Genomic DNA, 25,251 nt, shown 5'->3' with positions numbered 1-25,251 from the left:
TCCGGCCTCCACACATTGACCTCCGTCACAGATTGGGGTCCTTGCACCCCGCCCCGGCAGGAGCGGATGCCGAAACGCAGCGCCGCAGGACAGCCGTGCCTGCGTCATGGACCCGTCGCGTCATCCCGCCAGGTTCCCTTTCTGCCCCATAGCGTCACTCGCGGCGGAACAGGCGCGCCTGTTCAGCCGTTGCTTTCGGGGCGCATGTAAGGGAAAAGCAGCACGTCCCGGATCGAGTCCGAACCCGTCAGCAGCATCACCAGCCGGTCGATGCCGATGCCGAGCCCACCGGTGGGCGGCAGGCCGACTTCCAGCGCACGGATGTAATCGGCGTCGAAGTGCATGGCTTCGTCGTCGCCGCCCTCCTTGGCCTGGACCTGGGCCATGAACCGGGCCGCCTGGTCTTCCGGGTCGTTCAATTCGGAGAAGCCGTTGGCGATTTCCTTGCCGTTGATGAACAGTTCGAAGCGGTCGGTGTAGCCCGGCTGGTCGTCGTTGGCGCGAGCCAGCGGCGAAACCTCGACCGGATGGTCAGTGATGAAGGTCGGCTGGACGAGCGTGTGCTCCACGGTCTTCTCGAAGATCTCCAGCAACAGCTTGCCCCAGCCATACGACGGCTTGACGTGGATCTTCAGCCGTTCGCAGTGGCGCGCCAGCGCGTCGCGATCGGTGCAGTCCGCCGCCGTGATCTCGGGATTGTGGTGGCGGACGGCTTCGTCCATGCGCCAGCGGCGGAATGCCGGCTCCAGGTCGATGTCCTGGCCGTCCCAGGCCACCTGGCCGGTACCCAGCACCTCGTGCGCCACATCGCGGATGACGCCCTCGGTCAGGTCCATGATCTCGGTATAAGTGGCGTACGCCTCGTACAACTCGAGCATCGTGAACTCGGGGTTGTGCCGCGTGCTTACACCCTCGTTGCGGAAATTGCGGTTGATCTCGTAGACGCGCTCCAGCCCGCCGACGACCAGGCGCTTCAGGTACAGCTCCGGCGCTACGCGCAGATAAAGGTCCAGGTCCAGCGCGTTGTGGTGCGTGGTGAACGGCTTGGCCGCGGCGCCGCCGGGGATGTAATGCATCATCGGCGTTTCGACTTCCAGGAAACGCCGCGTATCCAGCCATTCGCGGATCGCGCGGATGATCCGCGAGCGCTTGATGAACACGTCGCGCGCTTCCGGCGTGACGATCAGGTCCACGTAGCGCTGGCGGTAGCGCTGCTCCACGTCGGACAGGCCATGCCACTTGTCCGGCAGGGGGCGCAGCGATTTCGTCAGCAGGCGGAAGGCGTCGGCTTTCACCGACAGTTCGCCGGTCCGGGTGCGGGTCAGCCCACCTTCCACACCGACGATGTCGCCGACGTCCCAGCCCTTGAAGGCATCGTACGTCTCACCCAGCGTGTTGGCCTGCAGGAACAGCTGGATGCGCCCCGACTCGTCCTGGATCTGCACGAAGCTGGCCTTGCCCATCACGCGCTTGGCCATCAGGCGCCCGGCCAGCTTCACGCGCCGACCACTGCCTTCCAGCGCCTCGCCGGTCCACAGTTCGGCATCCTCGTACTGCGTCTGCAGGTCGCCCGCATAGTCGCTGCGGCGGAAGTCGTTGGGAAACGCGATGCCCTGCCCGCGCAGCGCCGTCAGTTTGGCGCGGCGCTCGGCGATGAGGCTGTTCTCGTCGACGGCGGGCTGCGTGGCTGGGGTCTGATCGGTCATGGTGTAGGAAATCGAAGAAGGCGATGTAGGAGCGGCACATGGCCGCGATGCTCTTGCAGGATTATCGTTCAAAGCATCGCGGCCATGGGCCGCTCCTGCAAAAGGCGGGTGCGCTCGCGGATCAAGCGTCGATGCGTTTCGACCCTGCTTCCAGGCCGGATTTCAGGCTGGCCTCGACGAACTCGTCCAGGTCGCCATCCAGCACCTTCTGGGTATCCGAGCGTTCCACGCCGGTGCGCAGGTCCTTGATGCGGCTCTGGTCCAGCACGTAGTTGCGGATCTGGCTGCCCCAGCCGATGTCGGACTTGGTCGCCTCCACCGCATCGCGCTCGGCGTTGCGCTTCTGGATCTCGAGTTCGTACAGCTTGGCGGCCAGCATCTTCATCGCGTTGTCGCGGTTCTGGTGCTGGCTGCGGCCGGTCTGGCAGGCCACGACTATCCCGGTCGGCACGTGAGTGATGCGCACGGCCGATTCGGTCTTGTTTACGTGCTGGCCACCTGCGCCGGACGAGCGGTACACGTCGGTCTTCAGGTCGGCCGGGTTGATGTCGATGTCGATGTTGTCGTCGACTTCCGGCGACACGAACACCGAGGTGAAGCTGGTATGGCGGCGGTTGTCCGAATCGAAGGGCGACTTGCGCACCAGGCGGTGCACGCCGGTTTCGGTCTTCAGCCAGCCGTAGGCGAAGTCGCCTTCTACCCGCAGCGTGGCCGACTTGATGCCGGCGACGTCGCCACCGCTGGCTTCCATCAGTTCGGTCTTCCAGCCGCGCGACTCGCACCAGCGCAGGTACATGCGCAGCAGGATTTCCGCCCAGTCCTGCGCCTCGGTGCCGCCGGCACCGGCCTGGATGTCGACGAACGCATTCGAGCTGTCCATCTTGCCGGAGAACATGCGCTGGAATTCCAGCTTGTCCACGTGCACGGCATAGCGCTCCACGTCGGCCACCACAGCATGGGCCGTATCCTCGTCGTTCTCCATCTCCGCCAGTTCCAGCAGTTCGCCGGCGCCGGTCAGGCCCTCCTCGATATCGCGGATGCCATTGACGGTCTTGTCCAGCAGCGAACGCTCGCGGCCCAGTTGCTGGGCGTACTCGGCGTTGTTCCAGATATCCGGGCTTTCCAGCTCGCGGTTTACTTCTTCTAGGCGCTCGCGCTTGGCATCGTAGTCAAAGATACCCCCGGAGCGAGGCCAACCTGTCCTGCAGGTCGGCGATGCGCTGGCGGATGGGATTCAGCTCGATCATGGGTGCTGGGACGGGGGAAAGGAATCGGTCGGCAAGGATACCAGAGCCACGCAGTACGCCGCCCCCGGAAGGATGCGCTGGAACGGGAATTGCAGGATGCCGGGGGCGTCCCTCCGAGAGCCGCTCCGCTCATGCCGACTCCCGCCGCCCTGCCCGCTCCGCTGCTGCCCTGCCTGCTCGGCCTGGCGTTGTTGCTGAGCCTGCCGTCCTCGCGCGCCCAGGGCACGCAGCCTGCCGTGCACGACCGCGCAGCCGCGGTGACGCGCTGCCTGCAGCTGCGTCGCGATGCGCCTCCGGTGGCCGTGCAGCTCGCGGAGTCGCTGCTGGCGGAACCGGACCTGTCAGTCGAGGACGAGGTGAAAACACTGAGCTGCCTCGGCATCGCCGCGGGCCTGACCGGTGATCGGGCAAGCGCAGTGGACGCGGGCGAACGGATGGAGCGGCGCATGGCCGAACATCCCGGACTGCCACCGGAATTCCGTGCGCGTGCGTTCTCCCAGGCGGGCTCCATCTTCCATGGCGCCGGTCAGATCCACCGCGCGGAATCCGCCTACCTGAAGGTGCAGACCCTGGCCGCGCAGCTCGACACCGACGAAGCCGCGCTGTTCCAGGCCACCACGCTGGCCAACATTGGCCTGATCCACGCCGACTATCTCGACTCGCCCGATGTCGCCGACGACTACTACCGCCAGGCGCTGGCCGCCGCGGCGCCGGTCGGACTGGAAGATCCCCTGATCCTGCACAACCATGCGCTCAACCTGATCCGGTTGGGACGCATCGACGAGGCGCTTGCGGTGATCGACCAGGGCGAGGCCGTGGCGGTCCGCAAGCGCGCGCAATCGGTCATGGATCGCCTGCGCGCCGAGCGGGCGGGCATCTGGATCACGCAGGGGCGGCTGGCGCAGGCCCGCCCGGTGCTCGAGGCCGCCGTCCGGTCGCAGCAGACCAACGCCGATACCCCTGGCCTGGCCGGTTCACTGGCCAAACTCTCCACGCTGCAGCGCCTGTCCGGCGATCGCTCGACCGCCCTGGCCACCGCCCGCCGCGCGTGGTCCAGCGTGGACGGGACGCCCCAGCCGCAGAAGCAGCGGGAAGTGCTGCGCGCCTGGATGGCAGCACACGCTGCGCTCGGCCAGGCCGATCAGGCGATGGCAGTCGGTGCGCGCCTGCATGCCCTGGAAATGGAGACGCTCAAGGCGCAGCGGCTGGAACTGCTGGCGGACCTGCAGGCACGCAGTGAAAGCGCGGCGGCCCAGCGCGAACTGGAGAGCATGCGCCATGAGGCGCAGGTGCGCGGATTGAACGATGAGAAATCCCGCCTCATGCGCCGGGCCGGCATCGCCCTGCTGGTGTTGCTGGTGCTGGCCGGCGTCGGCTTCGGGCTGCTGCAACGGCGCAAGAACAGGCAGTTGCGCAAGGTGAGCGCAACCGATCCGCTTACCGGCGTGCGCAACCGGCGCGCCGCCACCGAGGCCTTGAAGGCGATATCCCTGCAGCGGCCGGTGGCGGGCACGCGCCACGTGCTGTTCCTGATCGACATCGATCACTTCAAGCAGGTAAACGACAGCTTCGGCCACCATGCTGGGGACCAAGTACTGGTGGCCCTGGCCCGTCGCCTGCGCGACATCGCCCGGTCCGACGATGTCATTGCGCGCTGGGGCGGTGAGGAATTCCTGATGGCGTGCGCCGACCTGACCGAGGCGCAGGCCTGCACGGTCGCCTCGCGACTGCATGAAGCGCTGTGCGAAGTGCACGAACTCGCGCCACGCCAGCGCTGGTCTCTGACCGTGTCGCTGGGGTTCGCGCCTTTCCCGTTCTTCGACAACGCCAGCTGTGGGTGGGACTACGCCCTGCGCATGGCCGACCGCGCCCTGTATGCCGCCAAGGACCGCCGCAACGCCTGGGCAGGCCTGTGGGGGCGCTGCCTGCCGGCGGGCATCCCGCTGCAGACCGTGCTGGAGTCGCCAGAGGATGCGGTGCGCAGCGGCGCCATCGAACTGGTGGCCAGCTACGCCGTGGAGCGGTTGCCGCAGGTGCCGGCCACGCGGGCCGCATGAGCTAGCACGCGTCGGCGCCGGTCCGCTGGCGCAGGTCCTGCCGGTGGCGTCGGCTGCAAGGCAAGGCGCTGCCATCCTTCATGTGGACGCGCGCGTCGCCGGTATCCAGCGGTTCGATCGAGGCCACCTGGTCCAGACTGACGATGTAGCTGCGATGGATGCGGGTGAAGCGGCGCGGATCCAGGCGCGCTTCGATGCCGGCGATGGTGCTGCGCAGGGGATAGTCGTGGCCGCGCACGCGGAGGTTCACGTAATTGCCCGCGGCCTGAAGCCACTCGATGTCGTTGGCCGCCACCAGGAACTCGCGCCCGAGCTTGCGCACCAGGAAACGCTCCGGCTTGTCGACCGGCTCCAACGGGAGGCCCTCGTCGGGTTCGGCGAGCAGGCTGGCTTCGCCCTGCCAGCGGCGCAGCAGGAAGCGATACCCCTCCACGGCCACCACGATGGTGGCGAAGCTGCGTGCATCCTTGAGGTACTCATAGGCCAGCTCGCGCGGCCATGGACCGAAGTCGTAGGCCATCCCCTGCATGCGGTACGCCAGCACACGCAGGGCGACCATGCCGACCACGTGCACCAGGCAGACCACGAGGCTGGCGACCGCGTATTCCCCCAGCCGCGTACGCCAGTTCTCCCAGTGCAGCGGGCGCCAGCGGGTGTACGCAACAATGGCCGGGATCAGCACCAGCAGCCACACCAGGGCGCTGCTGGTTTCCCAGACCACCGGCTCCCAGGCCTGGATGCCCGAATCGCCGCGCCGGAGCTCCATCAACGTCGTCAGGCTGTTGGCGATGCAGTTGGCGGCCGTCACCGCGACCCAGAATCCCGCTTCGACCCACCGCTTCCACGGCAGGTAGCGTTCGTAGGTCAGCGTGTCCTTGTGGTTCATGCGCGCATTCTAGCGGTCGCCTTTCGAGGTAGGCAGGGCGATTCGTCCCCATTGTCCGCGGCTCGTCACTGCGGCCACGCGATCCATCCCTTCATGCTGGCCGCGGGCGGCACGTGCGGCGACGCTGCCGCCTTCCCTGAAAACGGAGAACGCCATGCAACGTCGCCACGATCTGGACTGGGTCAGGGTCTGCGCCTTCGCGCTACTGGTCCTTTACCACGTGGGCATGTACTACGTGACCTGGGACTGGCACGTGAAAAGTCCGGCCGCCAGCGATGCGCTGGAGCCTTTAATGCTGCTCAGCTCACCCTGGCGGCTGTCGCTGTTGTTCCTAGTGTCGGGTGCGGCGACCGCATTCCTGCTGGGCAAGGCGCAGCGGACCGCACAGGCGGCGGGCACGCGCCTTCGTTTCCTCGGCGCCCGCTCGTGGCGGCTGTTGGTGCCGCTGGCCTTCGGCATGCTGGTGATCGTACCGCCGCAGGCCTATTACGAAGTGGTGGAACAGCTTCCCGGCGGCTACCACGAGGGCTACCTGGCGTTCTACGCGCGCTACCTGAGCGCTTACGACGACTTTTGCGATGCGGAGGGCTGCCTGGATCTCCCCACCTGGAACCATCTGTGGTTCGTCGCCTATCTCTGGGTCTACACCGTGGTGCTGTGGCTGCTTTGGCGACTGGCACCGCGTGCCCTCGACGCGATTGGCGGACGACTCGCGAGTGCGCTGTCCGGACCGGGCGTGGTGGTCTGGCCGTGCCTGTTCCTGGGCATGGCGCGGATCCTGCTGGTCTCCCGGTTCGAGCAGACGCATGCACTGGTGGATGACTGGTACAACCATGCGCAGTACTTCGGCGTGTTCGTGCTCGGCTTCCTCATCGCCCGTGCGGAGGGGGTGTGGCAGGCGATCGAGCGGTTTCGCTGGATGGCGGTGGTCACATGGTTGGCCAGCTGGGCCGGGCTGATCGCCTACTTCACCCGTTTCGCCGACGTCGATCCGCCCGAATGGTTGCGCATGACGATGCGCATGGCGTGGGCGTTGAACCAGTGGTGCGCCATCGTCGCGGTGCTCGGCTTCGCGCATCGCATGCGGCCCGGCGACAGTCCGGCGCTGCGCTACCTGGTGGCGGCAGTGTTCCCCGTCTACATCCTGCACCAGACGGTCATCGTCGTCGTGGCGCATCACCTGAAACCGCTGGCGATTCCTCCGTTGGCGGAGGGCCCGCTGCTGGTCGCGATCACCTTCGCGGCATGCTTCGCCGGGTACGAGGCCATCCGCCGCGTGCGCTGGCTGCGCCCCCTCTTCGGCCTCACGCGCGCGAAAGCAGTGCCTGCACGCCCGCCGCTGGCGACGCGAACGTCGTGACGCAGCCTCAGTCGGGCGCGCGCCAGTGGCGCAGCAGCAACTGGATGCCGCGACGGTCGCGCCAGTCGTCGGTATCCAGCTGGTAGGCAGCATGGATGCGCGCGGGCGGGGGCGTGTCGTGCCAGCCGTTGAAATGGATCGCGTTCAATGGCGTCGCGTGGCCGGTTGCCCTGAGCGAGAACTTCAGGTGCTTCTCGCCGACCACGCGCCAGTCCAGGACGTCGAACACGCCGTCGAACATCGGCTCGGGGAACCCCTGCCCCCACGGACCGGCACTGCGCAGGAGATCGGCATGAAGGCGATCGAGTTCATCGCCGCCCAGTTCGCCATCGCTCAGCACCTCCTCGCGCAGCAGATCGTCGTCGAGCAGCGCACTGGCGTGCCGCTGCAGCGCGTCGCGGAACCTCGGCAGGTCGCTTTCGTCGAGCGACAGCCCCGCTGCCATGGCGTGGCCGCCGAAACGGTGGATCAGGCCCGGGTGCGCGATATCCACCGCAGCCAAGGCATCCCGGACATGGAATCCGGGGATGGAACGGGCGGAGCCGCGCAAGGTCGTACTGCCGGGCTCGGCCGGCGCGAACGCGATCACCGGCCGATGCAGCCGCTCCTTGATCTTGGATGCCACCAGGCCGACGACGCCCGGATGCCATTCCGGATCGAACAGGCAGGGCGCGAGCGGTACGGGTGCGCCCTGCCCGTCGTCGATGCGGGCCAGCGCGGCATGGGCCTCCTCGACCATCTGCTGCTGCACGCCGCGCCGCTCGGCATTGATGCCTTCCAGTACGCGGGCCATCTCATCGGCCTGGGTCGCGTCATCGGTCAGCAGGCAGGCGATGCCCAGCGCCATGTCCTCCAGCCGTCCTGCCGCGTTCAGGCGCGGTGCGATGGCGAAGCCGATATCGGACGTCGTCAGGCGCGCCGGGTCGCGGCCCGACACGCGCATCAGCGCCTGGAGACCTGCGCATCCCTGCCCCGCGCGCAGGCGGCGCAGGCCTGCACCGACCAGGGCGCGATTGTTCGCATCCAGCGGTACCAGGTCCGCGACGGTACCGACGGCGACGAGGTCGAGCAGCGTGGCCAGGTCCGGCTCCGACTGCCCGGACACGCTCCGCTCGCGCAGCACGCGGCGCAGCGCCAGCAGCACGTAGAACATCACCCCGACGCCCGCCAGCATCTTGCTGGGGAACGGGTCGCCGCGCAGGTTGGGATTGACGATGACGTCGGCCGGCGGCAATCGCTCGCCGGGCAGATGGTGATCGGTGACCAGCACCTGCCAGCCGCGCGCCTTGGCGGCAGCGATGCCGGCATGGCAAGCGATGCCATGGTCGACGGTCACCAGCAGGTCGGGCTGCAGCGCGGCCAGTTCATCCACCAGCGAGGGCGACAGGCCATAGCCATGCACCATGCGGTTCGGCACCGCGGGCGTCACGCGGCGCGCGCCGAGCAGGCAGAGGCCGCGTACACCGACCGCGCAGGCGGTCGCGCCATCGCAGTCGAAGTCGCCGACGATGACGATGTGGCGGTCCTGTGCGATGGCATCGGCGAGCAGCGCGGTCGCTTCCGGCAGTCCACCGAGCAGGTCGGGCGGCAGCAGGTGCGCCAGCCGCGGCTGCGCCTGGTCGAGCGACCGCGCACCCCGCGCTTCATAGATCCGCCGCAGCAGTGGCGGCACGCTGTCGGGCCACTGCCCGCCCTCGGCAAGCGGGCGCCGGCGGATCCGCGGTGACGGGGTCATGCCGGGACGTGGTCCGGGCGCACCGTGTCCAACCGCTGCAGGGGCCTGCGCCACAGGCGCCAGCGTTGTTCGCGGCGCAGCGAGAACAGGGTGCCGTCCTCGAAGTCCAGGGTCAGCGCATCGAGTTCGCGCTTGCGCAGCGCATCGAGCAGCGGGCGCAATGCATCGCGGCATAGCAGGTCCAGATTGCGCAGATGGCGCAGGTCGATCAGCGCGTCGACGCCGCCTTCGCCGTTGGCATGCCCGGCCTCCACGCCCGCTACCTGGGCCAGCGATTGCAGCAGCACGTCGTTGCCCTTGACCTGCCGGAACCCGGTACGCACCGCATCCGGCAGCACGCCGCCACCCCAGAACCACAGCGAGTTCACCGGCGCCTTGCCCTGCGCGGCGCGGTGGGCATTCCACGGATGGTTGTGCAGCATCACCTGCGCTTCGCTCAGCAAGGCGCGCCAGCGCCGGCCGGCATCACCGTCGGGCAGGTGTGCGAACAGGTCGTCGCCCAGCACGTCGCCCGCGGGCACGAAGGGCGGCAGTTTCGCTTCCAACGGCAAGCGCAGGTACCAGCGGGCCGGATGGGGCGCATCCAGCAGCATGCCCGCGTCGCCGAACAGCAGCTTGAGCGCGGGCAACAGCTGGGCAGTGTCGTCAGCGTCGAGCGCCAGTGCTTCGCCGTAGGCCAGCATGCGCGCGCCGGCCATGTCGGGCGAAACGCGCGCCGGATCGGCGCGCAGCCACATCGCGCCGGCCGCATCGCGCGCATCGTGCTGGCGCGTGAGCGCGGCCACCGGCCAGTGGTCCGGTATCAGCTGGAACTGGCGGCGCAGTTGCGCGCGCTCCCCCGCCTCGCTTGCTGCACGGTCGGCACGGCCCAGGGCCTTCGCGAGATCGGGCGGCAGGACCTGCCCGACCAGGCGGGTGCGTGCGGGCAGCAGCAGGGTGGCCTGGGCCATGATGGGGCGGCCGGGGTCAGTCGGCGTAGGAAACGCTGATGATTTCGTACTCGCGCTGGCCGGCGGGCGCATCGATGGTGACCGAATCGCCTTCGTGCTTGCCGATCAGGGCGCGGGCCAGCGGCGACGAGATCGCGATCAGGCCCAGCTTGATGTCGGCCTCGAGGTCGCCAACGACCTGGTAGCGCTTCTCTTCATCGGTATCCACGTCCGCCAGCACCACCTTCGCGCCGAACACGATGCGCGAGCCGGCGTTGAGCTTGCTCACGTCGATGATCTCGGAATGCGAAAGCTCGCCTTCCAGCTGCTTGATGCGGCCTTCGATGAAACCCTGCTGCTCGCGGGCGGCATGGTATTCGGCGTTTTCCTTCAGGTCGCCGTGCGCACGCGCCTCGGCGATCGCGGTGATCACCTCGGGGCGCTTGACCGTCTTCAGAAGGTCCAGTTCCTGGCGCAGGCGCTGTGCGCCCTGCATCGTCAATGGGGCTCTCACCCTTGAAGCTCCTTGTGCAGTTCCTGCAACGCCAGCACCGGGCCCGTGCCACGGTATTCCAGCGAATGCACCAGCGCCTTGGCGCCGGCGACGGTGGTCGAATAGGTGACGCGGTGCTGCAGGGCCTCGCGCCGGATGGAGAAGGAGTCGGCGATGGCCTGGCGTCCTTCCGTGGTGTTGACGATATACACGATTTCGCCGTTCTTGATCAGGTCGACCACGTGCGGCCGCCCCTCCAGCACCTTGTTGATCTGCTCGCAGTCGATGCCACGCTCACGCAGCCACGACGCGGTGCCGGCGGTCGCGACGATGGAGTAGCCGCGGCCGACCAGTTCCTGCGCCACCGGCAGCACGCGCTTCTTGTCCGGGTCGCGTACCGAGATGAACACCTTGCCCACCGGCGGCGCCTTGATGCCGCCGGCTTCCTGCGCGCGCGCCATGGCGGCACCGAAGCTCCGGCCGACGCCCATCACCTCACCGGTGGAGCGCATCTCCGGCCCGAGGATCGGGTCCACGCCCTGGAACTTGGCGAACGGGAAGATCGCTTCCTTGACCGAGTAGTAGTCGGGCACGATTTCCTTGGTGGCGCCCTGCCCGGCCAGCGTCTTGCCGGCCATGCAGCGTGCCGCGATCTTGGCCAGCGGCATGCCGGTGGCCTTTGAGACGAACGGCACGGTGCGCGACGCGCGCGGATTCACTTCCAGCAGGTAGACGATGTCGTCGCTGCCGTCCTCGCTCGCCTGGATGGCGAACTGGGTATTCATCAGGCCGACCACCTTCAGTGCCTTGGCCAGCTCGACCACCTGGCGGCGCAGTTCGTCCTGCGTCTTCGCGGACAGCGAATACGGCGGCAGCGAGCACGAGGAGTCGCCCGAGTGCACGCCGGCCTCCTCGATGTGCTCCATCACGCCGCCGATCAGCACGTTGCCGTCGGCGTCGGCGATGATGTCCACGTCCACTTCGACCGCGTTGTCGAGGAAGCGGTCCAGCAGCACCGGCGAATCATTGGAGACCTTGACCGCGTCGCGCACGTAGCGCGCCAGGTCGGATTCGCCGTACACGATCTCCATCGCACGGCCGCCCAGCACGTACGACGGGCGCACGACCAGCGGGTAACCGATCTCGCGCGCCAGCAGCAGGGCTTCCTGATCATTGCGGGCGATGCGGTTCGGCGGCTGCTTGAGGCCCAGCGAATCCACGAGTTGCTGGAAGCGCTCGCGGTCCTCGGCGAGGTCGATCGAGTCGGGGCTGGTACCGATGACGGGCACGCCGTTGGCTTCGAGCGCGCGCGCCAGCTTCAGTGGGGTCTGGCCGCCGTACTGCACGATGACGCCCTTCGGCTGCTCCAGTTCGACGATGGCCAGCACGTCTTCCAGCGTCAGCGGCTCGAAGTACAGGCGATCGGAGGTGTCGTAGTCGGTGGAGACGGTTTCCGGGTTGCAGTTGACCATGATGGTCTCGAACCCGTCCTCCCGCAGCGCGAGCGCCGCATGCACGCAGCAGTAGTCGAACTCGATGCCCTGGCCGATGCGGTTGGGCCCTCCGCCGAGGATCATGATCTTGTCGCGCGTCGTCGGCTCCGCTTCGCACTCGTCCTCGTACGTCGAGTACAGATACGCGGTGCTGGTGGCGAACTCGGCCGCGCACGAATCCACGCGCTTGTAGACCGGCTTCACGCCCAGCGCCTTGCGCAGGACACGCACGGCGGTTTCGTTGGTGTTCGCCAGCTGGGCCAGGCGCGCATCGGAGAAACCCATCCGCTTCAGGTGGCGCATGCGCGCCTTGTCGAGCGAACCGAGACCGTCGGTGGCCAGCTGGCGCTCGGTCGCGATGATCTCCTCCATCTGGTCGAGGAACCAGGGATCGATGAACGACAGCGCATGCACCTGCTCGACCGTCATGCCGGCGCGGAACGCATCGGCCACGTAGAACAGGCGTTCCGGACCCGGCGCCTTCAGTTCCCGGCGCAGCGTGGCCAGGTCGTCTTCGTCGGCCAGGTCCAGTCCGGTGGGATCGAGGCCGACCTTGCCGGTTTCCAGGCCCCGCAGTGCTTTCTGCAGCGATTCCTGGAAGGTACGACCCATCGCCATCACCTCGCCCACCGACTTCATCTGGGTGGTGAGGCGCGCATCGGCCTGGGGGAACTTCTCGAACGCGAACCGCGGGATCTTGGTGACCACGTAGTCGATCGCCGGCTCGAACGACGCCGGCGTCAGGCCGCCGGTGATCTCGTTCTTCAGTTCATCCAGCGTGTAGCCCACCGCCAGCTTGGCAGCGACCTTGGCGATCGGGAAGCCGGTTGCCTTGGACGCCAGCGCCGACGAACGCGAAACGCGCGGGTTCATTTCGATGACGACCACACGGCCTGTCTGCGCGTTGATGCCGAACTGCACGTTCGAGCCACCGGTATCCACGCCGATCTTGCGCAGCACGGCGATGGAGGCGTCGCGCAGGCGCTGGTACTCCTTGTCGGTCAGCGTCTGCGCCGGAGCGACGGTGATACTGTCGCCGGTGTGCACGCCCATCGGGTCCAGGTTTTCGATGGAGCAGACGATGATGCAGTTGTCCGCGGTATCGCGGACCACTTCCATCTCGAACTCCTTCCAGCCCAGCACCGACTCCTCCACCAGCACTTCGGTGGTCGGCGACAGCTCGAGGCCGCGGGTCACGATGTCGACCAGTTCCTCGCGGTTGTAGGCGATGCCACCGCCGCTGCCGCCCAGCGTGAAGCTGGGGCGGATGATGGTGGGATAGCCGACGCGGGTCTGGATTTCCAGCGCTTCCTCCAGCGTGTGGGCGACCGCGGCCTTCGGACACTCCAAGCCAATCTCACCCATCGCCACGCGGAACAGCTCGCGGTCTTCCGCCATCCGGATGGCGTCGCGCTTGGCGCCGATCAGCTCGACGCCGTACTTCTCGAGCACCCCGTTGTCCGCCAGGTCCAACGCGCAGTTCAGCGCGGTCTGCCCACCCATGGTGGGCAGCAGCGCGTCGGGCTTCTCCTTGGCGATGATCTTCTCGACCGTCTGCCAGTTGATCGGCTCGATGTAGACCGCGTCCGCCATCTCCGGGTCGGTCATGATGGTCGCGGGGTTGCTGTTGACCAGCACCACCCGATACCCCTCCTCGCGCAACGCCTTGCACGCCTGGGCGCCGGAATAATCGAATTCGCAGGCCTGGCCGATGACGATCGGGCCTGCGCCGATGATCAGGATGGTGTTGAGGTCGTTGCGCTTGGGCATGGGGGACTGCTTCCAGGGTTACGGGGCCGAGGCGGTCTTCGCGTTCGGCCCGATGTACTTGTCAAAGAACGCCAGCATCTTGGTGTAGAGGTTGACGTTGTTCTGCAGGTCGCGGAAGCCGTGCGCTTCCTTCTTCTCGACGATCACGTCATCGGGTTTCTTGCCGACCTTGGCCAGTTGCGAAATCAGGAAGTGCATGTTCTTGATAGGCACGCGCACGTCCTTCTCGCCGTGGACCAGCAGGATCGGCACCTTGATGCGCTCCACGCCGTATGCCGGCGACTGCGCCATGCGCTCGGCAGCGGTCGGCGGATAGACGTCCTTCAGGTAGTTGCGACCGCTTTCATGGCCCATGAAGTCCGCGTCGCGCTGCGCGTCGAGGTCGTAGACGCCCACATAGCCCACCGTGCAGCGGTACAGGTCGGGCTCGCGCACCACGCTCATCAGCGCGGCATAGCCGCCGTAGGACGCACCGTAGATGCAGACGCGGTTCGGGTCAGCGATACCTTGCGCGACTGCCCAGCGGACCGCGTCCGTCAGGTCGTCCTGCATGGTGGTGCCCCACTTCCGGTAACCCATGCCTTCGAAGGCGTTGCCGTAGCCGCCGGAGCCGCGATAGTTGACCTGCAGGACGGCATAGCCGCGGTTCGCGAACAGCTGGACCTCGGGATTGAAGCCCCACTCATCGCGCGGGCCATGCGGGCCGCCATGCGGGTTGATGATCAGCGGCAAGTTCTTGCCGCTGCTGTCCTTCGGGATGGTGATGTAGCCGTGGAGGGCAAGACCGTCCCGTGCCTTCACCACGATGGGCTTCATCGGCGACATGTCTTCCGGCTTGATCCAGGCCATGCTGGCGGTCAGGAACTGCGCCTGACCCGTCTGGCGATCGAACAGATACGCCTCGGGCGCCTGCACGTCCGAATAGACCCGCATCATCAGGTAACGCCCGTCATCGGACGGTCGCTGGAAGCGAACGGCCTTGCCGGGGAACGCCTTTGCGAGTCCCGCGTACACTTTCGTCTCCGGATGCTCCGGAGCCACCCAGTCCCAGTAGGGGACACCGTCTTCGTACCACACGCCCAGCAGGGTCTTCTCGTCACTGCTCCACAGATAGCCGGAAGGACTGACGGTGCCGTTGCTGGAGACGGGCGTCTCTTCGCGGGAATCCACGTCGAGCAGGACGATGGTCTCGGGCTTGCCCTGCTCGCCTTTCGCCATGTACACGCGCTTGTTCTGCGCGTCGAAGCCGAGCGGATAGTAGGTTGCACCGTTGCGTTCGCTCTCGTGGACCAGCGTCCACCGATCGCCATCGCGGCGATACGTCACGTTGCGGCCGTCGTTCATCGCGCCGGCCACGAACCGAACCTTGCGGTCATGGTCGACCAGGAAGCTGCCCTGCTCGACCGGTGCATTGGCCACCGTGGTGATGCGGCCGTTGTTGACGTTGAGTTTGGAGAGGAAGGACGTTTCGACGGACCGCTCCACGAGGATCGTATCCGGATCCTCGGGCGTCAGGTCCACGATGCTGTAGCTGTTTCCGTTCGGGATATCCATCCGGCCCGTGCCGTCCAGGTTCGCGGCGTACATGTCGCCTCGCGCGGTCTCGAAGTCGAATCGACCCGTCTTGAACGTCACCACGAACAGCAGGCGCTTGTCGTTGGCCCAGACGACCTGGCGGAAATGGCGGTTCTCGCCATAGTCGAACTTGCCGACGATGGCCTGGTCCGCAACCCGCACGATGGCGAGCAACGTGCGATCGGCCTGGGGAACGTTCACCGCCATGTGCTTCCCGTCGGGAGAAAGCGCGACGGAGGTGAACTGGGGATCCTTGAAGAAATCCTGGATCGGAATCTCACGCGCGAAGCCCTGCACAGGCAACAGCGCGAGCAGCAACAACAGGCGCACCATCATTTTCATCTTCCACTCCCTGAAATGGAAAGGCAGCGATACGCCGCCGTACGGACAATCGATGGCGCTGGGCCATCCCCCTTCACGATTACCTCGCCTGCTCCATGCAGACAATGAAACGATCGAACAGCGGTGAGACATCATGCGGCCCCGGCGATGCCTCCGGGTGGCCCTGGAACGAGAAGGCCGGCGCGTCTGTCAGCTCGATGCCCTGGTTGGTGCCGTCGAACAGCGAGCGATGGATGACACGCACGTTGGCCGGCAGCGAGGCCTCGTCCACGGCGAAGCCGTGATTCTGCGACGTGATCATCACGCGGCCGGTATCGATGTCCTGCACCGGATGGTTCGCGCCGTGGTGGCCGTGGCCCATCTTGAGGGTCTGTGCGCCGGCGGCCAGCGCCAGCAGCTGGTGGCCGAGGCAGATGCCGAACGTCGGGATCTTCCTCGCGATGAATTCGCGGATGGCGGTGATGGCGTAGTCGCACGGCGCCGGATCCCCCGGGCCGTTGGACAGGAACACGCCGTCGGGCTGCAGCGCGAGCACGTCGGCCGCGCTGGTCTGCGCCGGGACGACGGTGACCTCGCAACCGCGTTCGGCGAGCATGCGCAGGATGTTGTGCTTAACACCGAAGTCGTATGCCACCACCTTGAACTTCGCGGGCGCCTGCACGAAGGCATTGCGGTCCAGGTCGAGCTGGCCATCGCGCCACGGATACGGCTTGTCGGTGCTGACCACCTTGGCCAGGTCCATGCCTTTCAGGCCGGGGAACTTGCGCGCGGCTTCCAGCGCCTTCTCCACGTCGACATCATCGCCCGCCATCAGCGCCCCGTTCTGGGCACCGCGCTCGCGCAGGATGCGCGTCAGCTTGCGCGTATCGATGCCGGCAATGGCCACGATGCCGCGCGTGGACAGCCATTCCGGCAGGGCCTGCTGGTTGCGCCAGTTGCTGGGGCGGCGCGGTACGTCGCGCACGATCAGGCCGGCACACCAGACCTTCGACGCTTCGTCGTCCTGGTCGGTGCAGCCGGTATTGCCGATGTGGGGATAGGTCAGGGTGACGAGCTGGCGGGCGTAAGAGGGGTCGGTCAGGATTTCCTGATAACCGGTCATCGCGGTGTTGAACACCACTTCGCCGACCGAGAGGCCGTCTGCGCCTACGGATTCGCCCTCGAATACGGTGCCGTCTTCGAGTACGAGGATTGCGGGTCGTGTCACGGGGTTCGCCTTGGGGTGGAGGAACCCTGTCCCACCGGCTTGCGGCTGCAAGAAACCGCAGACGCGGCGTTCATCCGGTCCGTGGCGATGGGTAACAGGCGAGCGGGAATTGTACGGAAACGGCCTGTTCAGCGCCACCGTTTTTTACGCCGGATGCTCGGCGGCGTGCCCAAGCCCGCCGTGTTCAGGTTGTAGCGCGACGTGGGCAAGCCCGCGTGCCTTCACGCCAACAGGTCGCGCACCCGGTAGCTGCCCGCCGGGCGCCCGGCGAGCTGCCGCGCAACGTGCAGCGCGCCGCGTGCAAACACATCGCGATGCGTCGCCCGGTGCACCAGTTCCACCCGCTCGCCCAGCCCGGTGAACTGCACGGTGTGCTCGCCGACGATGTCGCCCGCGCGCAGGCTGGCGTAATGCACGGGCGCGCCCGCGCTGCCTGCCGCGCCTCCGAGCGTGAGCGCCGTGCCGGACGGCGCATCCTTCTTGTGCACGTGGTGCGACTCCACGACATCCACGTCCCACCCCGGCAGCGCTGCCGCGGCTCGCTCCACCAGGTCCGCCAGGACCGCGACGCCAAGGCTGAAGTTGCTTGCCCACACCAGCGGGATGCTCTTCGCCGCCTGCACCAGGGCGCCCGCCTGCGCGTCGGCCATGCCCGTCGTTCCGGACACCAGCGCCGCGCCACGCTCGACGCAGAGGGCGAGGATGTGATCGAACCCGTCGGGCAGGCTGAAGTCGATGGCGACATCGAAGGCCGGCACGCCCGCCAGCTCGCTGGCCGCGAAATGGGGGACGCCGTCCACCACGCGCGGTGACGGCGTACGCCGTGTCACCGCCGCGACGACCTGGCAGTGGCCGGCCTGTTCGGCGGCGAGGCGGAGCAACGCCTGGCCCATGCGACCGGACGCACCATGGATGAGGATACGGATCGGGGAGGCGTTCATGGCCGCATGGTAACCGCTTGCCCGCCAGGCCGGGCTACGGCGCGGCCGGATGACCGAGGAAGTAGCCCTGCGCAAAGGCCACGCCGAGTGCTTTCAGTGCGTCGCACTGGCGTTCTGTCTCCACGCCTTCCGCGATCAGCTGCGCGCGCGTCCCCTCGGCGAATGCGAGCAGCGCCGCGATGAGGGCCTGCATGCGCGGGCGCTGGTCGACTTCGCGCACCAGCGAGATGTCGAGCTTGATGATGTCGGGGGAAAGCCGCAGCACGTGGCGCAGACTGGCGAAGCCCGCGCCGGTGTCGTCCACCGCGATGCGCACGCCGCGCGCCTGCAGCGCGGCGAGACAGGTGTTCAGCTGTCCGTAGTCGTCGACAGGCGTGTGCTCCGTGATTTCCAGCACCAGTCGCTGCGGCTCGCTTGCTGCCAGCAACGAAGACAGGCGCTCGTTGCATGCGGTCTCGGGCGACACGTTGAGCGCGATGTAGGCGTCTCCGGGAATGCGCGGCAGGCACGCCAGCCCCGCTTCCACGGCAGCGAGTTCCAGTGGCACGCTCAAGCCGTGCCTTGCGGCGTCCTCGAACCAGCGGCTGGTGGACAGGTCGTATTCGATCGGGAAGCGTGCCAGTGCCTCGTACCCGACGGTGGCGCCGTCGGCAAGCCGCACGATGGGCTGCAGGACGCTCGTCAGCCTACCCTCGCGCAGCACGTCTTCGAGGCGCACCCTCGCGGCCTGCGCGTGCTGGCGGTCCCGATCCACCGCTCCCTTGCGCGTTTCCAGTGCCGCGCGCATCTGCGCGTGTTCGATCGCCTTGTAGAAGCTGGCGGCCACCAGCGTACTGAGCTGTTCCAGCGTGCGGCAATCGGCGTCTCGGTAGGCCATGGGCGTCGCCGAAACCACCTTCAGCACGCCGACCACCTGGCCACGGAAATGCAGGGGGGCGACCAGCATGGAACGCAGTCCGACCCGCCGGCAGGCATCGCGGTTCACGCGTGCGTCGTCCTCGCTGTCGTCGCACCTCAGCACACGGCCTTCGTGGATGCAGCGACCGGACAGGCTACCCTCCACGGGGATGCTCATGCCCACCATGTCGTGCGCGATGCCGCTGGCCGACCAGTAGCGCATGACCGCGCCATCGCGGATTTCCAGCACCGCGCCGTCGGAGCGCGTCAGGGCCTGCGCACGATGGGTGATCGCATCCACGACATCCTGGGGCTCGGGACCGGCCGCGGCGATTTCACCCTGGGCGACCACGATCTGCGTGAGCAGGGCGATCGCCTCCTCGTCGTCCTTCCGTGCAGCCAGCACCTGCAGTGGCGACCGCGTCACCCGCGTGTTGTCCTGACCCATCTCCCGTCGCTCCCTGAGGATGATGAAGCTCATGTGACGGTCGTGGCCGCCGCCTCGTGGGGGATGCTAGGGCTCTCGACTCACGCTTGTCGAGTAAACGGGTTTACATGCCGATCGGCGGATTCGATGGTCGATCAGGCGGACGACACGATCCGACCGATACCGGTCTCCGCGATCTCAGCGACGGCGCGCTGCAACGCCTCCGCGTCGATGCCGGTGTCAAATCCGATCCGGAAATGCACGTCACCCTCTGGCGTGCGCGACGAATGGATGGACGACAGGCTGACGTCGTGTCGCTCGAACACATGCAGCAGGCTGCGCAACGAGCCGGGCCGGTCCTGCGGCAGGTGAACGCTGAGCGCTTTGTCCGCCGACAGGTCGGCCAGCAGGTAGCCGATGCGCTCGTAGTGGTAGTTGCCCTCCGCGAGCGCAGCGGCACCCACCGCTTCGCGGTTGTCGTGCAGGAACTCGTTGCGGAAGGCCTCGCGTGCGGCGTCGCCGCCTTCTTCCACCAACGCGGCCATCCGGGCCACCTGTTGTCCGAGCGCGCGCAGGACCTCGGACGCATGTGGATTGCCGAACTGGATGTCTTCGTAGATCGCAGGGTTCAACGACAGGATGCGCGCGATGATCGCGGCATCCATCTCGAAGGAGGCCGAACGGAAAGGCATCACCGAGGCGAGATCGCCTACCCTGTCGGCCTGTCCCCTCAGCACGCCCGCCTGCGCCAGGTGCGTCGCATGCACCATGGCCTGCACCAGTGCCATCACGCGGTCGTGCTGTTCCGGGGTGGCCTCCACGCATTCGGCGTCCAACGCCTCGAGCAGCGCGGTCAGCCACGGACGCCAGCGGTCAAGCCGCGCCTCGCACACCACCATCACCCTGCCCTTCAGCGTCGGCGACTTGGGCGGGGCGGTCATGGGGTGCAGGCCAACGACCTCGGCCCGGGACCGCAACATGGCGGCCACCGGCGCGGCCTTGACCGATGTCACGTCGAGCCACAGCTTCCCGCTCTCGTCACCGCCCGCCAGGTCCACGTAACGCTCGATCAGCGACACCGTCGCCCGGATGGGTGCGGAAAACAGAAGTACGTCGGCACGGCGGACCAGGTCCGCCTCGTCCGTGGAAGACGGATCGGCGGGATCATGGCCGATCACCTCAAGGGCCATGCGGCTGCGGAAGAACTGCTGCAGCCAGCGGCCATAGGCGCCTGCACTGCCGACGATGCCGATGAGGGGTCCGGGCACGAAAAGGGCTCCACGAAGGAGCCCCATTCTAGAAGCAAGCCGAACCGCGCCGGCGTCAGGACGTCATGCGGTCCCAGAAGCCCTTCACGCCATCGAGGAACGTCGCCGACTTCGGCGAGTGCTTGCGCGCCTCCTCGCCGCTGAAGGTGGCTTCGAACTTCTCCAGCAGCTCGCGCTGCTCACCGGTCAGGTTGACGGGGGTTTCCACCACCACGCGGCAATAGAGGTCGCCCTCGCTGCGGCTGCGCACCGATTTCACGCCCTTGCCGCGCAGGCGGAACAGTTTTCCGGTCTGGGTTTCGGCGGGAATGCGGATCTCCGCCTCGCCCCTCAACGTCGGAACGCGCACGGTATCGCCCAGCGCCGCCTGCGAGATGCGGATCGGCACCTCGCAGTGCAGGTCGTCGCCATCGCGCTGGAAGATGTCGTGCTCGCGCACACGCACTTCCACGTACAGGTCGCCCGGCGGCGTGCCCGGAGGGCCCGCTTCGCCTTCGCCGGTCAGGCGGATGCGGTCGCCATTGTCCACGCCGGCCGGGATCTTGACCGACAGGACCTTCTCTTCCTCCACGCGACCGGCGCCATGGCACTCGGTGCAGGGATTCTTGATGGTCTGGCCGCGCCCGCCGCAGGCCGGACAGGCCTGCTGCATGGCGAAGATGCCGCGCTGCATGCGAACGTTGCCGCGACCGCCGCAGGTGCCACAGGTCTCGACCTTCCCGTCCGCCGAGCCCGAGCCCTTGCAGGGCTCGCATGCGACCAGCGACGGAATCTCGATGCGCTTCTCGATGCCCGCGACCGCTTCCTCCAGGTCGAGCTCCATGACGTAGCCCACGTCGGCGCCCCGTCGGGCGGCACGCGCGCCACCTCCGCCGAAGATGTTGCCGAAGATGTCCCCGAAGATGTCGCCCATGTCCGGACCGCCGGGACCGCCACCGCCCATGCCATGCTCGAATGCCGCATGTCCGTGCGCGTCGTAGGTGCGTCGCTTGGCGCCGTCGGACAGCACCTCGTACGCCTCCTTGCACTCCTTGAACGCCGCTTCGGCCGCGGCATCGCCGGGGTTGCGGTCGGGGTGGTGCTTCATCGCACAGCGACGATAGGCCTTCTTCAGGTCCTCATCGCTGGCGTCCCTGGCCACGCCCAGGACTTCGTAGTAATCGCGCTTGCTCATGTGTCGTCAGGCTGGTCTCGCAGGTTCGCCGGATGGCAAAACGGGAGGCCGTGGCAGGCCACGTCTCCCGTCCGCCGCATCCCGTGGGCCGGGATTACTTCTTGTCGTCCTTCACTTCGGTGAACTCGGCGTCGACCACGTCGTCCGCGCCTGCCGATGCACCGCCGGCAGGACCGGCGCCGCCACCGGGCTGCTCGGTCGACGCCGCGGCCGCGTACAGCGACTGGGCCGCCTCTTCGAGCGCCTTCGACTTGGCTTCGATCTGCGCCTTCTCGTCGCCCTTCATCGCCGTCTCCAGCTCGGCGATGGCGGATTCGACCCGTCCGATCACATCACTCGGCACCTTGCTGCCGTGCTCGGTGATGGCACTGCGGGTGGCGTGCAGCAAGCCATCGGCCTGATTGCGCGCCTGCACCAGTTCCTGGAACTTCTTGTCCTCTTCGCGATGCGCCTCGGCGTCGGCCACCATGCGCGCGATCTCGTCCTCGGACAGGCCCGAACCGGCCTTGATCTCGACCTTCTGTTCCTTGTTGGTCTTCTTGTCCTTGGCCGACACGTGCAGGATGCCGTTGGCGTCGATGTCGAACGACACTTCCACCTGCGGCATGCCGCGCGGCGCCGGCTCGATGCCGGACAGGTCGAACTTGGCCAGCGACTTGTTGAAGCGGGCCTGTTCGCGCTCGCCCTGCAGCACGTGCACCGTCACCGCGGACTGGTTGTCCTCGGCAGTGGAGAAGGTCTGCGAGGCCTTGGTCGGAATGGTGGTGTTCTTCTCGATGATCTTGGTGAACACGCCACCCAGCGTCTCGATGCCCAGGCTCAGCGGGGTGACGTCGAGCAGCAGCACGTCCTTGACGTCGCCGGCCAGCACGCCGCCCTGGATCGCGGCGCCCAGCGCCACGGCCTCGTCGGGATTGACGTCCTTGCGCGGTTCCTTGCCGAAGAACTCGGCCACGGCCTGCTGCACCTTCGGCATGCGGGTCTGGCCACCGACGAGGATGACTTCGCCGATGTCGCTGGCGCGCAGGCCGGCGTCGTTCAGCGCGATGCGGCAGGGCTCGATGGTCTTCTTCACCAGGTCTTCGACCAGCGCTTCCAGCTTGGCGCGGGTCAGCTTGATGTTGAGGTGCTTCGGGCCCGACGCGTCGGCGGTGACGTACGGCAGGTTCACTTCGGTCTGCTGCGAGCTGGACAGCTCGATCTTGGCGCGCTCGGCGGCGTCCTTCAGGCGCTGCAGGGCCAGCGGATCCTTGCGCAGGTCGATGCCCTGGTCCTTCTGGAATTCCTCGACGAGGTAGTCGATGACGCGCTTGTCGAAGTCTTCGCCACCCAGGAAGGTGTCGCCGTTGGTCGCCAGCACTTCGAACTGCTTCTCGCCGTCGACATTGGCGATCTCGATGATCGACACGTCGAAGGTGCCGCCACCCAGGTCGTAGACGACGATCTTGCGGTCGGCACCGCCTTCGCCCTTGTCCAGGCCATAGGCCAGCGCGGCCGCGGTGGGCTCGTTGATGATGCGCTTGACGTCCAGGCCGGCGATCTTGCCCGCGTCCTTGGTCGCCTGGCGCTGGCTGTCGTTGAAGTAGGCCGGCACGGTGATGACGGCTTCGGTGACGGTCTCGCCCAGGAAGGCTTCCGCCGTCTTCTTCATCTTTTCCAGCACGCGCGCGGAGATCTCCTGCGGTGCCATCTTCTTGCCGTCGCTGGTCTGTACCCAGGCGTCGCCGTTGTCGTGCGCGACGATGCCGTAGGGCACCAGGTCCAGGTCCTTCTTCACTTCCGCGTCGGTGAACTTGCGGCCGATCAGGCGCTTCACCGCGTAGAAGGTGTTCTTCGGATTGGTCACGGCCTGGCGCTTGGCCGAGGCGCCGACCAGCACTTCACCGTCCTTCGTGTACGCCACGATCGAGGGCGTGGTGCGGTCGCCTTCCGAGTTTTCGATGACGCGGGCCTTGCCGCCGTCCATGATCGCCACGCACGAGTTGGTCGTGCCGAGGTCGATGCCGATGATCTTGCCCATGGTGGTTCTCGCTCCCTAGCAAATTCTGTTTGGATCCGGCGCTCGGCCGGGTGGATGGTCCCGATATAGGGGTGCGATGGCGCCGTTCAAGCGCCGTCGCGCAGACGTTCAGTCGTGCTTCGCCACGACCACCAGGGCCGGGCGCAGCAGGCGTCCGTTGAGCAGGTAGCCCTTCTGGAACACCTGCACCACGCTGCCGGGCGCGGCGCCCGGCGCATCGGCCTGGCTGATCGCCTGATGGTGTTCGGGGTTGAAGGCATCGCCCGTGGGGTCCAGCAGGGTCAGGCCGTTGTCGCCGGCCACCTTCAGCAACTGCTTGAAGGTCAGCTCCAGTCCGTCCTTGAGGGGACTCGGCTCGGCGCCTGCCGCGGCCAGGCCGGCGTCCAGGCTGTCGAAAACGGGAAGCAGGTCGCCCAACAGGCGTTCGTTGGCGAACTTGCGGGCCTGCTCGATGTCGCGGGCCACGCGCTTGCGCTGGTTCTCCAGGTCGGCGCGCTCCAGCAGCGTAGTGGCACGCAGCTGGTCGAGCTCGTTGCGGAGGGTTTCCAGCTCGGCGATCAGCGCGCTGTCGGTGTCCTGCGGGTCGTGGCCCTGGTCCAGGTCGGAATCGTGGTCGTGTTGGTTCATTTCGGGTCCCATCGCGGCAAGTCCGGCCGCCCAAGCCCCAACCTATGGGGCCGGCGCATCCGGATTCAAGGCCGCACCCAGTACATCGGCCGCCGCCTGCACCACCGGAATGACCCGGTCATACGCCATGCGCGTGGGCCCGATCACCCCCAGCACGCCGAGCACCTGCCCGCCCGCCATGTAGGGCGCCGTCACCACCGACACGCCATCATGCGGCGCGAGCCCGGTGTCCTCGCCGATGAAGATGCGCACCCCCGGGGCGCGGATCGTGCGCTCGAGCAGTTGCAGGATTTCGCGCTTGCGAGCGAACGCCTCGAACAGGTCGCGCAGCCGTTCCAGATCGGACAGCTCCTGCACCCCCATGAGCCGGGTCTGGCCCGCCAGCACCACATCGTCGCCCGGCGGCGTGAGGGCCTGTTCGGCCAGCTCGATCGACTCGGCCAGCAGGCCTTCCATTTCCGTCTGGGCGCGGCGCAGGTCACGCAGCAGGTTGGCCCGGATTTCGGCCAAGGGTCGCCCGGCGAACTGGGTGTTCAGATAGTTCGCGATGCGCTCCAGTTCCGACCGCTCGTAGGGCCGACGGGTCTCGATGACCCGGTTCTGCACGTCGTTGTCGGCGAAGACCAGGATGGCCATGACCCGCTGCCCATCCAGCGGCACGAAATCGATGTAGCGGAAGGCGAACTGCTCCCGCCTCGGCACGCTGACCACGCCGACGAAGTGGGTCATCGCCGACAGTAGCTCCGAGGCGTTGCCCAGCAGTGCCTGGGTCCCCGCCCCCGTAGACAGTTCGGCCCGCAGCCGCGCGACTTCGCCGTCCCCCAGGGACTTCACCTGCACCAGGCTGTCCACGAACACCCGATACCCCTGTGCGGTGGGAATGCGGCCGGCCGAGGTATGCGGGGAACTCAGCAGTCCGACCTCTTCCAGCTCGGACAGGATGTTGCGGATGGTCGCCGGACTCACCTCCAGCCCCGCATGGCGGGCCAGCGTCTGCGACCCCACCGGCTCGCCATCGCGGATGTAGCGCGAGATCAGCGTCCGCAGCAGTTGGCGGGCGCGCGGATCCAGCGGGGGCGATGGCGGATGCATGCCCG

The 25,251-nt window shown here is 67.3% G+C and carries 18 protein-coding genes; 2 read left to right on the top strand and 16 right to left on the bottom strand.

Annotation, left to right across the window (positions count from 1 at the left end):
- Positions 1-182 precede the first annotated feature (182 nt).
- Entirely contained in the window at positions 183-1,706 is a 1,524-nt protein-coding gene (lysS, locus tag ACSQ19_RS16130) for a lysine--tRNA ligase (RefSeq protein ID WP_435998384.1), read from the bottom strand.
- A 121-nt stretch (positions 1,707-1,827) separates the two neighbouring features.
- A protein-coding gene (prfB, locus tag ACSQ19_RS16125) for a peptide chain release factor 2 (protein ID WP_296282936.1) occupies positions 1,828-2,953 on the bottom strand; the annotation gives its coding sequence in 2 pieces (ribosomal slippage) (positions 1,828-2,877 and positions 2,879-2,953; 1,125 coding nt in all).
- 131 nt (positions 2,954-3,084) lie between these two features.
- Between prfB and ACSQ19_RS16120 the strand changes: the two genes are divergently transcribed.
- Complete coding sequence (locus ACSQ19_RS16120; protein WP_435998381.1) at positions 3,085-5,010, top strand: diguanylate cyclase; 1,926 nt, start codon at positions 3,085-3,087, stop codon at positions 5,008-5,010.
- 1 nt (position 5,011) lies between these two features.
- On the opposite strand, the gene ACSQ19_RS16115 is transcribed toward ACSQ19_RS16120, so the two are convergent.
- Positions 5,012-5,896 (bottom strand): LytTR family DNA-binding domain-containing protein, encoded by an 885-nt coding sequence (locus tag ACSQ19_RS16115; RefSeq protein WP_435998379.1) that lies wholly within the window; start codon positions 5,894-5,896, stop codon positions 5,012-5,014.
- 154 nt (positions 5,897-6,050) lie between these two features.
- On the opposite strand from ACSQ19_RS16115, the gene ACSQ19_RS16110 reads away from it, so the two are divergent.
- On the top strand, positions 6,051-7,256 hold the full coding sequence (locus tag ACSQ19_RS16110) for an acyltransferase family protein (protein ID WP_435998377.1): 1,206 nt from the start codon (positions 6,051-6,053) through the stop codon (positions 7,254-7,256).
- Positions 7,257-7,263: 7 nt separating this feature from the next.
- Here the strand turns inward: ACSQ19_RS16110 and recJ are convergent, their stop codons facing one another.
- The 13 genes from recJ to hrcA all read right to left on the bottom strand — a co-directional run bounded on the left by recJ (position 7,264) and on the right by hrcA (position 25,246).
- Positions 7,264-8,991, bottom strand: a complete 1,728-nt coding sequence (gene recJ / locus ACSQ19_RS16105; protein WP_435998375.1) for a single-stranded-DNA-specific exonuclease RecJ — start codon at positions 8,989-8,991, stop codon at positions 7,264-7,266.
- A complete protein-coding gene (locus ACSQ19_RS16100; RefSeq protein ID WP_435998373.1) occupies positions 8,988-9,941 on the bottom strand; it encodes a phosphoglycerate mutase in 954 nt (317 codons plus the stop codon). Before ACSQ19_RS16100 ends, recJ begins: the two co-directional genes overlap by 4 nt.
- A 16-nt stretch (positions 9,942-9,957) precedes the next feature.
- Positions 9,958-10,422, bottom strand: coding sequence for a transcription elongation factor GreA (gene greA / locus ACSQ19_RS16095; RefSeq protein WP_296280735.1), 465 nt, complete (start codon positions 10,420-10,422; stop codon positions 9,958-9,960).
- An 8-nt stretch (positions 10,423-10,430) separates the two neighbouring features.
- Positions 10,431-13,676, bottom strand: a complete 3,246-nt coding sequence (carB, locus tag ACSQ19_RS16090; protein WP_435998371.1) for a carbamoyl-phosphate synthase large subunit — start codon at positions 13,674-13,676, stop codon at positions 10,431-10,433.
- 18 nt (positions 13,677-13,694) lie between these two features.
- Positions 13,695-15,593, bottom strand: coding sequence for an alpha/beta hydrolase family protein (locus ACSQ19_RS16085; protein WP_296280681.1), 1,899 nt, complete (start codon positions 15,591-15,593; stop codon positions 13,695-13,697).
- A gap of 79 nt (positions 15,594-15,672) precedes the next feature.
- The gene (gene carA / locus ACSQ19_RS16080) at positions 15,673-16,800 is read right to left on the bottom strand and encodes a glutamine-hydrolyzing carbamoyl-phosphate synthase small subunit (protein ID WP_296280683.1); all 1,128 of its coding nucleotides are present in this window, start codon (positions 16,798-16,800) and stop codon (positions 15,673-15,675) included.
- A 221-nt stretch (positions 16,801-17,021) separates the two neighbouring features.
- Positions 17,022-17,741, bottom strand: coding sequence for a 4-hydroxy-tetrahydrodipicolinate reductase (gene dapB, locus ACSQ19_RS16075; RefSeq protein WP_435998369.1), 720 nt, complete (start codon positions 17,739-17,741; stop codon positions 17,022-17,024).
- A gap of 34 nt (positions 17,742-17,775) precedes the next feature.
- Entirely contained in the window at positions 17,776-19,119 is a 1,344-nt protein-coding gene (locus tag ACSQ19_RS16070) for a sensor domain-containing phosphodiesterase (RefSeq protein WP_435998367.1), read from the bottom strand.
- A 101-nt stretch (positions 19,120-19,220) separates the two neighbouring features.
- Entirely contained in the window at positions 19,221-20,333 is a 1,113-nt protein-coding gene (locus tag ACSQ19_RS16065; protein WP_435998364.1) for a prephenate dehydrogenase, read from the bottom strand.
- 55 nt (positions 20,334-20,388) lie between these two features.
- Entirely contained in the window at positions 20,389-21,507 is a 1,119-nt protein-coding gene (dnaJ, locus tag ACSQ19_RS16060) for a molecular chaperone DnaJ (RefSeq protein WP_299342483.1), read from the bottom strand.
- A gap of 94 nt (positions 21,508-21,601) precedes the next feature.
- Positions 21,602-23,527 (bottom strand): molecular chaperone DnaK, encoded by a 1,926-nt coding sequence (gene dnaK, locus ACSQ19_RS16055; protein ID WP_435998362.1) that lies wholly within the window; start codon positions 23,525-23,527, stop codon positions 21,602-21,604.
- Between the two features lie 108 nt (positions 23,528-23,635).
- Positions 23,636-24,154, bottom strand: a complete 519-nt coding sequence (grpE, locus tag ACSQ19_RS16050) for a nucleotide exchange factor GrpE (protein ID WP_296280692.1) — start codon at positions 24,152-24,154, stop codon at positions 23,636-23,638.
- A 42-nt stretch (positions 24,155-24,196) separates the two neighbouring features.
- Positions 24,197-25,246, bottom strand: a complete 1,050-nt coding sequence (gene hrcA, locus ACSQ19_RS16045) for a heat-inducible transcriptional repressor HrcA (RefSeq protein ID WP_435998359.1) — start codon at positions 25,244-25,246, stop codon at positions 24,197-24,199.
- Between the last annotated feature and the right edge of the window lie 5 nt (positions 25,247-25,251).

Source organism: Pseudoxanthomonas sp. LjRoot127 (genome assembly GCF_964253495.1).
GTDB lineage: Bacteria > Pseudomonadota > Gammaproteobacteria > Xanthomonadales > Xanthomonadaceae > Pseudoxanthomonas_A.
Note: the sequence above shows the minus strand (reverse complement) of the source record. Positions and strands in the feature narration are given on the sequence as shown.

What these genes read in the sequence shown, in the direction of transcription:
- lysS (WP_435998384.1), bottom strand. Translation starts at nt 1,706, where the DNA reads ATGACCGATCAGACCCCAGCCACGCAGCCCGCCGTCGACGAGAACAGC.
- carB (WP_435998371.1), bottom strand. Translation starts at nt 13,676, where the DNA reads ATGCCCAAGCGCAACGACCTCAACACCATCCTGATCATCGGCGCAGGC.
- hrcA (WP_435998359.1), bottom strand. Translation starts at nt 25,246, where the DNA reads ATGCATCCGCCATCGCCCCCGCTGGATCCGCGCGCCCGCCAACTGCTG.
- ACSQ19_RS16120 (WP_435998381.1), top strand. Translation starts at nt 3,085, where the DNA reads ATGCCGACTCCCGCCGCCCTGCCCGCTCCGCTGCTGCCCTGCCTGCTC.
- grpE (WP_296280692.1), bottom strand. Translation starts at nt 24,154, where the DNA reads ATGAACCAACACGACCACGATTCCGACCTGGACCAGGGCCACGACCCG.
- ACSQ19_RS16070 (WP_435998367.1), bottom strand. Translation starts at nt 19,119, where the DNA reads ATGAGCTTCATCATCCTCAGGGAGCGACGGGAGATGGGTCAGGACAAC.
- ACSQ19_RS16100 (WP_435998373.1), bottom strand. Translation starts at nt 9,941, where the DNA reads ATGGCCCAGGCCACCCTGCTGCTGCCCGCACGCACCCGCCTGGTCGGG.
- dapB (WP_435998369.1), bottom strand. Translation starts at nt 17,741, where the DNA reads ATGAACGCCTCCCCGATCCGTATCCTCATCCATGGTGCGTCCGGTCGC.
- ACSQ19_RS16110 (WP_435998377.1), top strand. Translation starts at nt 6,051, where the DNA reads ATGCAACGTCGCCACGATCTGGACTGGGTCAGGGTCTGCGCCTTCGCG.
- recJ (WP_435998375.1), bottom strand. Translation starts at nt 8,991, where the DNA reads ATGACCCCGTCACCGCGGATCCGCCGGCGCCCGCTTGCCGAGGGCGGG.
- dnaJ (WP_299342483.1), bottom strand. Translation starts at nt 21,507, where the DNA reads ATGAGCAAGCGCGATTACTACGAAGTCCTGGGCGTGGCCAGGGACGCC.
- dnaK (WP_435998362.1), bottom strand. Translation starts at nt 23,527, where the DNA reads ATGGGCAAGATCATCGGCATCGACCTCGGCACGACCAACTCGTGCGTG.
- ACSQ19_RS16115 (WP_435998379.1), bottom strand. Translation starts at nt 5,896, where the DNA reads ATGAACCACAAGGACACGCTGACCTACGAACGCTACCTGCCGTGGAAG.
- ACSQ19_RS16085 (WP_296280681.1), bottom strand. Translation starts at nt 15,593, where the DNA reads ATGAAAATGATGGTGCGCCTGTTGTTGCTGCTCGCGCTGTTGCCTGTG.